The sequence below is a fragment of the Paracoccus sp. IB05 genome (genome assembly GCF_016405985.1).
In the GTDB taxonomy this organism is placed as follows: domain Bacteria; phylum Pseudomonadota; class Alphaproteobacteria; order Rhodobacterales; family Rhodobacteraceae; genus Pseudogemmobacter.
On sequence record NZ_JAEFCF010000018.1, the window covers coordinates 80,114 to 93,691 of the forward strand.

12 protein-coding genes are annotated in these 13,578 nt (G+C 64.3%); 6 read left to right on the top strand and 6 right to left on the bottom strand.

Annotation, left to right across the window (positions count from 1 at the left end):
- Positions 1–68: 68 nt before the first annotated feature.
- From JC607_RS13255 to JC607_RS13270, 4 genes are all read right to left on the bottom strand, one after another.
- Positions 69–866 carry an ABC transporter ATP-binding protein gene (locus JC607_RS13255; protein ID WP_198837395.1) on the bottom strand — a complete coding sequence of 266 codons (798 nt, stop codon included), beginning with the start codon at positions 864–866 and terminating at the stop codon, positions 69–71.
- A gap of 18 nt (positions 867–884) precedes the next feature.
- Positions 885–1,667, bottom strand: a complete 783-nt coding sequence (locus JC607_RS13260; RefSeq protein ID WP_198837396.1) for an ABC transporter permease — start codon at positions 1,665–1,667, stop codon at positions 885–887.
- Positions 1,668–1,671: 4 nt separating this feature from the next.
- The gene (locus tag JC607_RS13265) at positions 1,672–2,451 is read right to left on the bottom strand and encodes an ABC transporter permease (protein ID WP_198837397.1); all 780 of its coding nucleotides are present in this window, start codon (positions 2,449–2,451) and stop codon (positions 1,672–1,674) included.
- 211 nt (positions 2,452–2,662) lie between these two features.
- Positions 2,663–3,673, bottom strand: a complete 1,011-nt coding sequence (locus JC607_RS13270) for a LacI family DNA-binding transcriptional regulator (RefSeq protein WP_198837398.1) — start codon at positions 3,671–3,673, stop codon at positions 2,663–2,665.
- Positions 3,674–3,870: 197 nt separating this feature from the next.
- Here JC607_RS13270 and hisD point away from each other — a divergent pair, with 197 nt between their 5' ends.
- Genes hisD through JC607_RS13285 form a run of 3 tightly spaced genes read left to right on the top strand, consistent with a single transcriptional unit; the run spans position 3,871 to position 6,891 of the window.
- Positions 3,871–5,178 carry a histidinol dehydrogenase gene (hisD, locus tag JC607_RS13275; protein WP_198837399.1) on the top strand — a complete coding sequence of 436 codons (1,308 nt, stop codon included), beginning with the start codon at positions 3,871–3,873 and terminating at the stop codon, positions 5,176–5,178.
- Positions 5,171–5,920, top strand: coding sequence for an SDR family NAD(P)-dependent oxidoreductase (locus JC607_RS13280; RefSeq protein ID WP_198837400.1), 750 nt, complete (start codon positions 5,171–5,173; stop codon positions 5,918–5,920). The genes hisD and JC607_RS13280 overlap by 8 nt, the downstream gene beginning before the upstream one ends.
- Positions 5,917–6,891 carry a zinc-binding dehydrogenase gene (locus tag JC607_RS13285; RefSeq protein WP_198837401.1) on the top strand — a complete coding sequence of 325 codons (975 nt, stop codon included), beginning with the start codon at positions 5,917–5,919 and terminating at the stop codon, positions 6,889–6,891. The genes JC607_RS13280 and JC607_RS13285 overlap by 4 nt, the downstream gene beginning before the upstream one ends.
- A 596-nt stretch (positions 6,892–7,487) precedes the next feature.
- Here JC607_RS13285 and JC607_RS13290 read toward each other — a convergent pair.
- The gene (locus tag JC607_RS13290; RefSeq protein ID WP_198837402.1) at positions 7,488–7,880 is read right to left on the bottom strand and encodes a VanZ family protein; all 393 of its coding nucleotides are present in this window, start codon (positions 7,878–7,880) and stop codon (positions 7,488–7,490) included.
- 277 nt (positions 7,881–8,157) lie between these two features.
- Here JC607_RS13290 and JC607_RS13295 point away from each other — a divergent pair, with 277 nt between their 5' ends.
- Positions 8,158–9,387 (top strand): efflux RND transporter periplasmic adaptor subunit, encoded by a 1,230-nt coding sequence (locus tag JC607_RS13295; RefSeq protein WP_198837403.1) that lies wholly within the window; start codon positions 8,158–8,160, stop codon positions 9,385–9,387.
- Positions 9,388–9,391: 4 nt separating this feature from the next.
- Positions 9,392–12,487 (top strand): efflux RND transporter permease subunit, encoded by a 3,096-nt coding sequence (locus tag JC607_RS13300; protein WP_198837404.1) that lies wholly within the window; start codon positions 9,392–9,394, stop codon positions 12,485–12,487.
- A gap of 329 nt (positions 12,488–12,816) precedes the next feature.
- Here the strand turns inward: JC607_RS13300 and JC607_RS13305 are convergent, their stop codons facing one another.
- A complete protein-coding gene (locus tag JC607_RS13305; RefSeq protein ID WP_233092893.1) occupies positions 12,817–13,257 on the bottom strand; it encodes a P-loop NTPase fold protein in 441 nt (146 codons plus the stop codon).
- A gap of 17 nt (positions 13,258–13,274) precedes the next feature.
- Here JC607_RS13305 and JC607_RS13310 point away from each other — a divergent pair.
- Positions 13,275–13,578 (top strand): transposase (locus JC607_RS13310; protein ID WP_198837405.1); only part of this gene is annotated, 304 nt, incomplete at its 3' end.

Here is a 13,578-nt window from a genome sequence, read left to right on the forward strand (position 1 = left end):
AAGGCCCGCATATCTGCCGCTTCTCATCTTTTCCTCCCAGAAAGTTGGATCGGTTTTCCGTCTTTTCGTCAGGCGAGTTCCATCGCCTTTTCTTCCCGAAGGCTGCGCCAGATCCGGGTGCGCAGATGCACAAAGCTTTCCAGATCCATCACATCCTCGATCTTTTCATGCGCATCCCAGCGTTCTGTCTCGCGGATGCTGCGGATGTCGATGATCTCTTTGATGCGCCCCGGCTGACGCGCCATGATGGCGACGCGGTCAGCCAGGTAGACGGCTTCTTCGACCGCGTGGGTGATGAACATCACGGTGCGCGGATTGCGCCGGGCAAGGCGCACCAGCTCTTCCTGCATCACCACGCGGGTCTGCGCGTCAAGTGCCCCGAAGGGTTCATCCATCAACAGCACCTCCGGGTCCAGCACCCAGGCCCGCGCGATAGACACCCGCTGCTGCATCCCGCCCGAGAGCTGATGCGGATAGGCATCGGCATGGCCGGTCAGGTTCATCAGCTGCAATACGGCGGTGATACGGTCTTCGCGTTCGGCCCGCGCGACACCGATATTCCTGAGCCCGAGGTCGATATTCTGGCGCACTGTCTTCCAAGGCATCAGCGCGAATTGCTGGAAGACCACGGCGCGCTCCGGCCCGGGTTTCGTCACCCTGACGCCATTCACGCTGACCGTTCCCGAACTCGGGCGGTCAAAGCCCGCGACAAAGCGCAAAAGCGTGGTCTTGCCGCAGCCCGAGGGGCCGACCACGGCCATGAATTCCTTCTCGGCAATCTCCAGGTTCACGCCTTTCAGCGCCTGGAAACCGCCGGTTTTGTTGCCATAGAACCGGCCGACGTCGTCGAAGCGGATCGCTCCCATCTGTCTGTTCCTTCAGGATTAATGTGCAAGTCCACGACGACGGAGGATGACTTCCTCGACGCGCCGCAGGATGATGTCGATGATCAGACCGATGATGCCGATGCCGATCATCCCGGCCATCACGGTGGTGGTCGAGACATTGCCCTGACCCTGAACCATCATATAGCCAATGCCGGTCGAGGCGACGATCAGTTCGGCGCCCACCAGCGACTGCCAGCCAAGCCCGGCCGAAATCCGCAGCCCCGCGATGATCGAGGGCACCGCCGAGGGCAGCAGGATCTCCGAGATCACGCGATGATCTGGGGTGCCAAGCATCTGCCCGGCCTCGATCAGGCGCGGATCGGCGAATTTCGCGCCGCGATAGGCGTTGATCAGACAGGGCGGGAAGGCGCCGGCGAAAATGATCATGATCGGGCCGCCGATGCCGGTGCCGAACCAGAGCGCGGCAAAGGGCACCCAGGCAATTGGTGCAATGAACCGCACGGCGTCAAACAGCGGCGTGACAATGTCGTCCAGCAGCCGGAACCAGCCCATCAACAGCCCCAGCGGTACCCCGATCACCACGGCCAGACCAAAGCCACCGGCAAAGCGGAGAAGGCTGGACCAGAGATGATCAAGCAGCGTGCCCCCGGCGAAACGATGGTCAAGGAGGTAGATAAACCGCTCTCCCACAGCGAGGGGCGAGGGCAGGAAGAGGCTCGGGATCAGGCCAGAAAGGCTCAGCAGCGTCCAGATCGCGAGGAAACCGCCAAAGCCCAGAAGGCCGAGGAAGAGCGTGTTGCGCGCGTCGAATATCCGCATGGTCTCAGCCCCCCGCCTGGGCGGCGGTGTTCCAGGCCAAGGCCCGTTTCTCGGCCACTCCAAGCGCCACTGTCATCAGCCAGCCGCAGATCGTCACCGCGATCATGCCGACAAGGATCATGCCGGGGTAAAGGTCTTGCTGGGCTGCGTTCAGCACCCGGCCCAGCCCGGTCATCGCGCCGACCAGTTCTGCCGCAACCAGCGTCGTCCAGGAGGCCTGAAGCGACAGCCGGAGCCCGGTGAAGATCATCGGGCTGGCGCCGGGCAACAGGATTTCGCGCACGAAAGTGGTGAAAGGCGTACCAAGCATCCTCGCCGCCTCGATCAGGGTGCGGTCAAGATTGCGCACCCCGGCATAGGAATTGATCACCGAGGGCACAAAGGCCGCGAACCAGATCACGAGGATCTTCGCCAGATCGCCCAGCCCCAGCCAGAGGATCGCCAGCGGGATCCAGGCCAGCGGCGGGATCGGGCGGATCACCAGGAAGACCGGGTTGATCACCGCTTCGGCGCGCCGGCTCCACCCCATCCACAGGCCCAGCGGCACACCGGTCGCGACCGCCACGATGAAGCCCAGCGAGACCAGCATGACGGAACGCAGAATATGCTCTCCCAGGACCCCATTGGCATAGCCCTTGCCCGAAACCTGCGCCAGCGCGGTCCAGGTGTCGGCAGGCGATGGAAACCGCCCTGGTGAAATCACCCCGAGCACCGTCGTTAACAGATACCACAGGGTCAGAGCCGCCAGAATCGTAGCGCCTCCCACCATAGTCTTGCGAGACATCCTCATCCTCCCCGTGAGCTATGTAAGCGGTTACATAGATGCTTCCGCCAGTCAATCCTTTTCCGGACCAGGGGCCTGCTAAAGCCGCCATCCCGGAAGAGGATTCAACCTGACGAATTTCTTTACCGTTTAATTTCAATATGATGAACAGGATATGCTGAACGAAACCAGCTTGCGAGAGGTGATTACCCGCTCATCCGGCCCACACGAATCATGCTGATCCAGCCGGCGGCGCATGGGTGCCGCGTGCCACCAGTTCAGTCGGTAAAAGCACGCTCTCGCCCGATTTTCCGGCAATCAGATCCTGCAAAAGCCGCGCGGCCTCTTCGCCCATGCGGGTATGAGGCACCCGCACCGTGGTCAGTTCGGGACTGGTGATTTCCGCGATGTCGATATCGTCAAAACCGGTGATGGTAACGTCTTCGGGCACCCTGAGCCCCATGCGATGCGCCGCCCTGAGCGCGCCCGCCGCGAGCACATCATTGCCGCAGATCACCGCCGTAATCGCCCGGTCCTGCATCAGACCGGCAAAGGCCGCAGCCCCGCCTTCAAACCCGTAAGCCACCTCGGCGACGCCACGAAAGGCAAGTCCCGCCTCTGCCAGCGTCGCACAGGCGCCCTCAAGCCGGCCGCGTGCCCGGTCATTGCCCAGCGTCTTCCCCGAAATCATCGCAATGTTGCGATGCCCGAGGTCCAGCACCATCCGCACCATCGCGGCGATTCCCGCCTGGTTGTCGAACCCGGCGAAAACATGCTGCTCACCACTGGACCAGGCCAGCACATAGGGCACTTTGCGCACCGCCAGCCAGTCATAGATCGCCGGGTCGCGGTCAAAACCCACCAGCAAAAGCCCATCGGCGCCACGTGCCACCAATGCTTCGATCTGGTGTTTTTCGCGCGTGGCATCATAGCCGGACGAGGCGACGAGAAGCGCGAATTTCCCCGGCTCCAGCGAGCGCTCGAACGCGTCGACCCCATGCGCAAAAACCGCATTTTCCAGCGTCGGAACCACCGCGCCGATGATCCCAGTGCGCTTTGAAGCCAGCGCTTTGGCGCCGAAATTCGGCGTGTAATTCAGCGTGCGCACCGCGGCCATGACCTTTTCGCGCGTCGCCGCAACCACCCGGTCGGGCGCGTTCAGACAGCGCGACACCGTGGCGGTGGAAACCCCCGCCAACCGCGCCACGTCATCCACCGTTGCATGGGATGTCTTTTCCGTCACGCCTTCTCCCGCCCGTTCGCGCAAATCGCCGGGCAGTTTCGCAGCAAGCAGGAAATTTGGCCAGAACCCATCAGAGGGGCTTGCGCGGCCCGAATGAAAGCGCTTACATCGAGATCATGTCAGGAAGAGGCGACCTGGTTTCCGGCTGATTTCAAACAGCGGGAGGCCTGGTCGGATCATGCCAACCGGAGGATTTCATGGCTCTGAACTACCTGAAAAAGGCCGCGAAAACGGCGAGTACCGATGCGGGCGAAACGCGCGAGATCGTCCAGCGCATCCTCGGCGATATTGAACGCGGTGGCGATGAGGCGGCGCGCAGATACGCGGTAGAGCTGGATAAATACGAGGGCAATATCGTCCTCACCCGCGATGAGATCGACGCCGCCCGGGCGCAGGTTCCGCAAAAGCTTCAGGATGATATCCGTTTCGCCCATGACAATGTCCGCCGTTTTGCCGAGGCCCAGCGCGCCTCGCTTTCGGATTTCCAGGTCGAACTGGTGCCGGGCCTGACCACGGGCCAGCGCTCGATCCCCTGCCGCTCGGTCGGCTGTTATGTGCCGGGCGGGCGCTACAGCCATGTCGCCTCGGCGATCATGACGGTGACCACGGCGCGGGTCGCGGGCTGCCAGCATGTCACCGCCTGTTCGCCGCCCCGCCCCGGTGTGGGGATCAATCCGGCCATCATCTATGCGGCTGATCTTTGCGGCGCCGACCGGATCCTGTCGCTTGGCGGCGTGCAGGGCATCGCGGCGATGGCCTTTGGTCTGTTCAACAGCCCGCCCGCCGACATCCTTGTCGGCCCCGGCAATCAGTTCGTGGCCGAGGCCAAGCGCATCCTCTTTGGCCGCGTCGGCATCGATATGTTTGCCGGCCCGACCGACAGCCTTGTGCTGGCCGATGGCAGCGCCGATCCGATGGTGGTGGCGACCGACCTCGTCGGCCAGGCCGAACATGGCTACAACTCGCCGGTCTGGCTGGTGACCGACAACGAAAAGCTCGCGCGTGAGGTGCTGGATCTGGTGCCGGTGCTGATCGCCACCCTGCCCGAGGTCAACCGCATGAATGCCGAGGCCGCCTGGCGCGACTATGCCGAGGTGATCCTCTGCGCTGACCGCGAAGAGATGGCCGCGACCTCGGATGATTACGCGCCCGAACATCTGACCGTCCAGGCCGGTGACCTCGACTGGTGGCTGAACCGGCTGAAATGCTACGGTTCTCTGTTCCTTGGCGAGGAAACCACTGTGGCCTTTGGTGACAAGGCGGCAGGGCCGAACCATGTGCTGCCGACTTCCGGTGCTGCGCGCTATACCGGCGGGCTGTCGGTGCACAAATATATGAAGGTCGTGACCTGGCAGCGCGCCACCCGCGAAGGCGCCCGCCCGATTGCCGAAGCGACCGCGCGGATCTCGCGGCTTGAAGGGATGGAAGGCCATGCCCGCACCGCCGACATCCGGCTGAAGAAATACTTCCCCGATACCGCATTCGAGCTGAGCGCAAATGGCTGATCTCTTCTCGGTCGAAGGGCGCATCGCCTGCGTCACCGGCGCGAGCAGCGGGCTGGGGCGGCAGGCCGCCCTGACCCTCGCCCGCCGGGGCGCCAAAGTCATCGCCATCGCGCGGCGCGAGACAGAGCTGGAGGCGCTCGCAAATGAGGCCCAGGGCATCCATCCGCTGGCCGCCGATCTGACCCTCAGGAATGGTCTCAGCTACCTGGCGCATGAGGCGGCGCAGGTGTTCGGCCCGCCGGACATCCTGATCAATGCGGCGGGCGTTAACACCCGCCAGCCCGCCGGTGAGGTCAGCCACGATGCCTGGGATCTGACGCTTGGCCTCAACCTCTCGACGCCGTTTTTCCTGGCCCAGGCCCTGGTGCCGGGGATGCGCGCGAAGGGCTGGGGGCGGATCGTCAATTTCGCCTCGCTGCAATCTTACCGCGCCTTCCCGGCGGGGATCGCTTACGGCGCCTCGAAAGGCGGGGTCGCGCAAATGACCCGCGCCATGGCCGAGGCCTGGTCCGGCGCAGGCATCACCGCCAATGCGCTTGGTCCCGGCTTTTTCCGCACCGAACTGACCGCCCGTGTCTTTGCCGATGAGGCGCTGGCCGCAAAGAACGCCGCCCAGACCTGCCTCGGACGCAATGGCGCGCCCGAAGACATGGACGGCCCGCTGCTCTTTCTGTGTTCGGAGGCATCGTCCTATGTCACCGGGCAGATTCTGATGGTCGACGGGGGGTTCACCGCGAAATGAAAGCTCTGGTCTATACCGGCCCGCGCCGGCTTGAGATGCGCGACGTCCCCGACCCGGTCCCCGGCCCCGGTGAGGTGCTGATCCGGGTCGAGGCCTCTGGCATCTGCGGCTCGGATATCCATGCCTGGCTCGGCCATGACGAACGCCGCCCGGCGCCGCTGATCCTCGGCCATGAGGTCGCCGGCACCATCATGGGCGGCCCGCGCAAAGGCGAGCGCGTCACCGTCAACCCGTTGGCAACCTGTGGCACCTGCCCGGCCTGCCGCGAGGGGCGCGACAATCTTTGCCCCGATCGCCAGATCATCTCGATGCCGCCGCGCGAGGGCGGGTTCGCAGAGTATATCACCTCGCCCGAACGCAACCTGGTGCCGATCCCGGACAGCCTGCCCGCCGCTGTAGCCTGCCTCGCCGAGCCGCTGGCCTGCGGCTGGCATGGGGTGCGGCTGGCGAATCTGGCGCTGGCGGAACCCGCCGGGCAGGTCCTGATCCTCGGCGGCGGCGCCATCGGCTTTGGCGCGGCGCTGGCGGCAAAAGCCGCCGGGAGCCGGGACATCACCCTTGTTGAGCCCAACCCGCTCCGCCGCGCGCGGCTCGCGGAAATCTGCGATTTCCGGTTGGAAGAGGCTGCGCCGACAACGCTGAACCCGGAGCTTGTGATCGACGCCGTGGGCTTTGCAGCAACCCGGCAGACGGCATCTGATCTGGTACGCCCTGGCGGTTTGATCGTGCATATCGGCCTTGGCCAGGCGACAGACGGGCTGAATATCCGCCGCATGACCCTCCAGGAGGTCACCTTCATCGGCACCTATACCTATACAAGCACTGATTTCCACGATTGCGTCACGGCAATCAGCGACGGCCGCCTCGGTCCCTGTGACTGGGCCGAGTTGCGCGGGCTGGAGGACGGCGCGCAGGCCTTCGCCGATATCATCGAAAACCGCATCGCGGCTCCCAAAATTGTGCTGCGGTGAGCCGCCCCTCCTGGTGCGGGACAAAGTGATAGCGGCAAAGCCACGGGCGGCAATGCAGGGTGTTGCCATCCGTGAATCGATCCGGGGAGCTTTTCTTCCCGGATGGACGGGCGGCGGAGACAGATCCGCCGCCACAAAAGAGCCTGAGCCCCCTGATCGCCCATGGTGATGCGCCTGCCGGTCAGACACCGCGGCCATGGCGTGTGGCAGAACCCAATTCCGGATCAGGGCGCCCCTGTGCCGCAGACCGGGCTTGCGCGCCGGGACCGGCACATAGTGCCAGGGAGCACAGACCGCATTGCCCCCCCCCGAAGACGCGGTGAATGTGCGCCGCCCGCCACACCATCCTGCCGGATGAGACTGCATCCACCCTAAGTATGCAGCTGAACCGGACGCCCCGTCACCCTCGCCCGGATCGGGTCTTTGTTATTGTCAAAGCGCATCGCTCAGGCTCCGGACGCCGAAGCAGGCCGCTGCGCCCCCCCACGAGGCGCGACGCATGCGCTCACCTTCTGAACGAAAGGCGTCTGCTGCGGTGGCCTGCCGTCCGTCAGAGAGATTGCAATGCGATGGACGAGGCCCGGAAGGATCCGTGATCAGCGGTTGTCAGCGGTCTGGCTTACCGCAGTGTCGCTGGTGCCGCGCTGGAGGCGCAGGATAACCTGGTGGAGAATCAGCCCCGTCAGGCTGCCCGCTGCCACGCCGAGACTGTCGGCCACGAAATCCGCAAGCTCGCGCGCGCGCCCGACCAGCGGCTGGATCAGCTCGATCAGCCCGCCATAGGCCGCCAGGATCAGCGCGACCGGCAGGACCCAGCCCGGCCGCAACAGGGTGACGACCAGGGCAACCAGGGCAAAGGCCCCAAAATGCTGCATTTTGTCAGAGCCCGGCACCTGAGGCAGTGCGCCGCCAGGCATCAGGGTGCCGATACCGATGGCAATAAGCAGCAAAGCCGCGATGATCAGGGTCAGGAGGGATCTGGAAGACATCAGCCATTTATCCGGGCCCGGGGGAGAGAAGTCCATCTCAGGAGGCGTGGTTCACGGCGGATTTACCAGTCCGGGGCGAAGTTCCGCTGGCGAGGGAGGAAAAGTCACGAAACAGTGCCATAAGTTCAGGCAGATCAGCGGCATGGGCCTTTATCAGAGCCTTGTCGCGACATAAACGCCGGAAAATTCTGCGGCTGACGTGTCAGTCCATGGGTCCGGCTGCGGATCCGTACCATAACAACAGCCGAACAGGCAGCTACAGGCCGGAGACTTCCCGATGCGAACCCAGTTGCGATCCACCGGAGCCCGGCCATCCCGCTTTTCTCCCGCCCACAATCTCCTGGCCGCCATGCTGGTTCTCTTGCCGGCCGGCCTGTTGGTGCCGCTGCCGCTCCTGCGCCCCGCGATGGCACAGGAGGCGCCGTCTCCGCCCCCCAAGGCCGGATATGTCGTGCTGGAACGGGCCTCGGTGCCGGTGCAGCAGCTGCTGACCGGGCGGGCGGTGGCGCGCAGCGCAACGCAGCTCCGGCCAAGGGTCGGGGGCGAGATCACCGCAATCCTCTATACCCCGGGCGCGCAGGTCGAGGCCGGGACGCCGCTTTTCACCATTGACCCGCTGACCTATCGTGCCGCGCTGGCCTCGGCAGAGGCAAGCCTCGCGCGGGCCTCGGCGGATCTGAAGGCGGCGGAAACCAGCTATGGCCGGGTCTCTGCCCTGCGCGGCTCATCAGCCAGCCAGGCGGCGCTGGACATTGCCGAAACCGACCTTCTGAAAGCCCAGGCCGGGCTGGCCGAGGCGGAATCCGGCGTGGATCTGGCCCGCGCCCAGCTGGACTGGACGACGATCCGGGCGCCGATCACCGGGATTGTCGGTGTGGCCCAGGTCTCGGTCGGGGATCTGGTGACCCAGGGCCAGGCCCAGGCGCTGGCCGAAATCGTCCAGGTCGATCCGGTGCTGGTCGATCTGTCGGAACCCTATCAGACGCGGCTTGCCATCGAGGCCCGGGCCGAAAGAGGCGAGATCGAGCTGATCACACCCGAACTGGTCCTGGTTCTGGATGGCGGGCGGCGCATCGCGGGCCAGGCGGAGCTGATCTCTTCGGCGGCAACTGTGTCGTCTTCTACCGGAACCCGCACGCTCAGGTTCGAGGTTCTCAATCCGGGCGGCATGATCGCGCCGGGCATGTTCCTCCAGGCCGAGCTGACGCTCGCGCGGCAGCAGGCGATCCTTGTGCCGCAGCGTGCCACACAGCGCGAACGCGACGGGCGGCTTTCGGCCTGGATCGCTGTGGATGGCAAAGTCGCCAAACGCTACCTGACCGAGACCGGCACCTGGGAGGCGGCCTGGATCGTGCAGGCCGGGCTGGAGCCGGGCGACTGGCTGCTGCTTGACGGGATCAATACCATGCGTGAGGGGCGCGAGATCACCCCCGTCCCGGTGACCATAGATGCGCAAGGGGTGGTGCGCGACCTTGCGCCCGCCCCCGAAGGCGGCGCGGGGAACTGATCTGATGGCACAGTTTTTCATCACCCGCCCGGTCTTCGCCTGGGTTCTCGCGATCATCACCATGCTGTTCGGCAGCTGGTCGCTCTGGAACCTGCCGATCGAGCAATATCCCGATATCGCGCCGATCCGCATCAGCGTGACCGCGACCTATCCCGGAGCCTCGGCCGAGGCGACCGAGAACTCCGTCACCTCGGTGATCGAAGATGCGATGACCGGGCTCGACGGACTTTTGTTCATGACCTCAAGCTCTTCGGCCAGCGGGCGCAGCCGGGTCGAGCTGGTTTTCAACGACACGGTGACGGCGGACCAGGCGCAGAACCAGGTGCAGAACAAGGTCGCGCTGGCGGAATCCGGTCTGCCACTGGTGGTGCGCGAACGCGGCACCGAAGTTCAGCGCGCCGGGGAAAGCTCGCTGATGGTGGGGGCGCTGGTCTCGCGCGACAACCGCTATTCGACGCTGCAACTGGGCGATCTGACGACGCAGATGGTCGAGGATGCGGTGCTCCGGGTCGACGGGGTCGGCTCGATCGACAGTTTCTCATCGGGCTTTGCGATGCGGGTCTGGCTGGATCCGATGAAGATGGCCGAATTCCAGATCACGCCCGGCGATGTCACCGCCGCGATTGCCGATCAGAATTCCACTGTTTCGGTCGGAGCGCTTGGCGCGGATCCGGCGGTGCCAGGGCAGCAGCTGACCGTGGCGCTCTCATCACAGACGCAGCTGACCGGGGTCGATCAGTTCGCGCAGATCCGGCTCAGGGTCGAAGAAGGCGGCGGCGAAGTGCTGCTGGGCGATGTTGCCACAATCGAGATCGGCCAGACGAGCTATGGCCGTTCGGCGCTTTTCAACGGCGCCAATGCGGCCGGCTTTTCGGTGACGCTGGCCACAGGTGCGAATGCCGTCGAGACCGCGAAACGGGTGCGCGAGACGCTTTCTGGCCTGCAAAGCGCCCTGCCCGAAGGGGTCGAGGTTGCCTATCCGTTCGACACCTCGCCCTTCATCGAGGAATCGATCCAGACCGTCTGGAAGACGCTGGCCGAAGCGGTGGCACTTGTGTTCATCGTCATCCTGATCTTCCTGCAAAGCTGGCGCGCAACCATCATCCCGGTGATCGCCATTCCGGTGGTGCTTCTGGGCACCTTCGGGGTGCTCTCGGGGCTTGGCTATTCGATCAACACGCTGACCATGTTCGCCATGGTGCTGGCGATCGGTCTCCTGGTCGATGACGCGATCGTGGTGGTCGAGAATGTCGAAAGCCAGCTGGAGCATGAGCCGGGGCTGGATGCGGTAAGCGCCACGCGCCGGTCGATGGGCCAGATCTCATCAGCCCTGGTCGGGATCGTGCTGGTCCTGTCTTCGGTCTTTCTGCCGATGGCCTTCATGACGGGCTCGACAGGGGTGATCTACCGACAGTTTTCGATCACGATCATCTCGGCCATGGTCCTGTCGCTGGCCGTGGCCCTGATCCTGTCTCCCACGATGTGTGCGGCGCTTTTGAAACCGCGCGCGCATGACGGCGGCAACTGGTTCGCCCGTAAGTTCAACCAGGGCATGGCCAAAGTGACGCGCGGCTATGGCCATGCCGCCGGGCTGGCCATGCGCTGGCCCTTTCTTGTCCTGCTTGTGCTCTGCGCGATCAGCTGGGGCTCGGTCCAGCTGTTTCGCCAGCTGCCGTCGTCTTTTGTCCCGCAGGAGGATCAGGGCGTGATGATGGTGCAGTTGCGCCTTGTCGAAGGTTCGACCACCTCGCAGACCCGTGCAGTGACCGAAGAAGTCGTTGACTGGCTGATGGAGGAGGAAGGCGCGACCGTTGACACTGTGATGACCGCGCTTGGCTTTACCTGGGGCGGAGGCGGGCCGAATACCGCCATGCTTTATATCAGGCTGAAACCTTTTGCCGAACGCCCCGGCCTGTCTGCCTCCCGGCTGGAGCGCGTCGCCAATGCCCATTTCAACGGCCATCGCGCCGGCAATATCACCTTTTCCCAGCCACCGGCGATCCAGGGGGTCGGCAGTTCCGCCGGTATTTCCTTCTATCTGATCGATCAGGCAGGTCAGGGCCAGGCCGCAATGGAAGAAGCCGCAATGCTTCTGGCCACGCGCGCCCAGGAGGCCGGTATCGCCTCGGGCTTTCGCGGCCACGAGCCGAGCCGGCGCCCCGCTTTGCGCCTCGATGTCGACCAAAGCCGCGCCCGGGCGATGGGGCTCACGGTCTCCGAGGTGAATGCCATGCTCTCGGTGATCTTCTCGGGCCGGGAAGTAAACGATTTCGAACTCGGGGCCGAGCTGCGGCCGGTGATCGTCCAGGGGGCCGCCGAATGGCGGATGCAGCCCGAGGATGTGACCGTGTGGCATGCAAGGAACCGCGCCGGCGAGATGGTGCCCTTTGCCAGTTTCATGACCCAGACCTGGTCCGAAAACTCCCCCACGCTGAACCGCTATGGCGGCACACGGGCGATCTCGGTCTCGGCCAATCCGGGTGAGGGCATTTCGACCGGCGCGGCGATGGCGGGGCTCGAGGCCCTGCTGGAAGATATTCCCGGCTACAGCATCGCCTGGACCGGCCTTTCCTATCAGGAGCGGCTTTCGGGGAACCAGGCGCCGATCCTCTTCGCCATGTCGGCACTCGTGGTGTTCCTGTCGCTGGCCGCGCTTTATGAAAGCTGGTCGGTCCCGTTTTCGGTGATGCTGGCGGTGCCGGTGGGCATTCTTGGCGCGCTTGTTGCGGCCTGGGGGTTCGGGCAGTCGAATGACGTCTATTTCAAAGTGGGTCTCTTGACGACCATCGGCCTTGCCGCGCGCAACGCGATCCTGATCGTCGAATTCGCCGAGGCGCGACGAAAACAGGGGATGGAGTTGCTGGCCGCCACCCGTTCCGCCGCCGAAGCCCGGCTGCGGCCGATCCTGATGACCTCTTTCGCCTTTGCCCTTGGGGTGCTGCCCCTCGCGCTCGCCTCCGGCGCAGGTGCGGCAGCGCAGCATGCCATCGGGATCGGGGTATTGGGCGGCATGGTCGCCTCGACGGTGATCGCCCTCTTCATGGTCCCCGCGCTTTACGTGCTGGTGTTGCGGCTGAGTGGCCGCCCTGTTCAGCCCTGAGTTTCCTGGACGCCTTGCCTGTGTTCGTGACCGGTCCACGATCGTGTCCTGCCTGTTGCCTCGTCTTACATTGGGTCGCACAACACAGCCGGAGCCGATTGCGGTGCGGGACTGGCCGGCGGTAAATGGCCATGCCGTGTTGGATCTGGCGACGACCAGTCACAACCACGCTTTCGAGACTTGAACCGCCTAGCACCGCCGGTGACCCGGGTCCAATTGCAATATGCCATCTCAGGCTTCCAACGCTGGTCGGAGGATCTTCCCGGAGATACCTCTATGCGATGTCCTTCACGCTGGCGAGCCGCCGTGAAGTGGTGAGGCTCGGCTCTTCACGTGATCCACAGGCACCGCTGGCCTCCCAGCTTCGCCTCGATCGCGAGATGCCGTGCGATCTTGAGCCAATCGATCCGCCGGAAGATGTCTGTTACGGCAATGCCGGCCTGGGTAAGTAGGGGACGCTTTTCGATAAGCCCTGTGAGGATGCCCTCGATTAGCGCAAGCTTGGCATCCTCAAATCCTTGAAAGCGCCATCCGTTGAACTTGATGCAGAGCACGTCCTTATTGGAACTGAGGCCGCTTTCGATCATTTCCAGGATGCTAGACTTTCCAGCACCCCAGTCGCCGTGAACACCAATGGTCACTGCGCGCTCGGGTTTCTCGCGTAGCAGCTCAATGATTGTTTTCGATATCGCCCCGTTGTTGAGGAGTGAGCTACCCGCCGAAAATCGGACAGTGACGGAATCTACGATCTGAAGTCTGCTGATCCCCAAGACGAGGAGATCAGGACATGTCGAAACGCAGGAACCACGATGCGGCGTTCAAGGCGCGGGTGGCGCTGGAGGCCGTGAAGGGAGAAGGCACGGTGTCGGAACTGGCCGCCGAATATGGCGTGCATCCGACGATGATCCATCAATGGAAGCGGTCACTGCTGGAGGGTGCCGCAGGCATCTTCGAACGCGGTGGCAAGGCCGCTGTGGCGGCGGAGGTTGCCGAAGAAACGGTCCGTGACCTGCACGCCAAGCTCGGAGAGCTGGCCGTCGCCAACGATCCTCCGCAGGGCTTTCGCGGCCCCACTGGGGCCACGGTCCCTG

What these genes read in the sequence shown, in the direction of transcription:
- JC607_RS13285 (WP_198837401.1), top strand. Translation starts at nt 5,917, where the DNA reads ATGAAAGCTCTGGTCTATACCGGCCCGCGCCGGCTTGAGATGCGCGAC.
- JC607_RS13295 (WP_198837403.1), top strand. Translation starts at nt 8,158, where the DNA reads ATGCGAACCCAGTTGCGATCCACCGGAGCCCGGCCATCCCGCTTTTCT.
- JC607_RS13280 (WP_198837400.1), top strand. Translation starts at nt 5,171, where the DNA reads ATGGCTGATCTCTTCTCGGTCGAAGGGCGCATCGCCTGCGTCACCGGC.
- JC607_RS13260 (WP_198837396.1), bottom strand. Translation starts at nt 1,667, where the DNA reads ATGCGGATATTCGACGCGCGCAACACGCTCTTCCTCGGCCTTCTGGGC.
- JC607_RS13300 (WP_198837404.1), top strand. Translation starts at nt 9,392, where the DNA reads ATGGCACAGTTTTTCATCACCCGCCCGGTCTTCGCCTGGGTTCTCGCG.
- JC607_RS13265 (WP_198837397.1), bottom strand. Translation starts at nt 2,451, where the DNA reads ATGTCTCGCAAGACTATGGTGGGAGGCGCTACGATTCTGGCGGCTCTG.
- hisD (WP_198837399.1), top strand. Translation starts at nt 3,871, where the DNA reads ATGGCTCTGAACTACCTGAAAAAGGCCGCGAAAACGGCGAGTACCGAT.
- JC607_RS13255 (WP_198837395.1), bottom strand. Translation starts at nt 866, where the DNA reads ATGGGAGCGATCCGCTTCGACGACGTCGGCCGGTTCTATGGCAACAAA.
- JC607_RS13290 (WP_198837402.1), bottom strand. Translation starts at nt 7,880, where the DNA reads ATGTCTTCCAGATCCCTCCTGACCCTGATCATCGCGGCTTTGCTGCTT.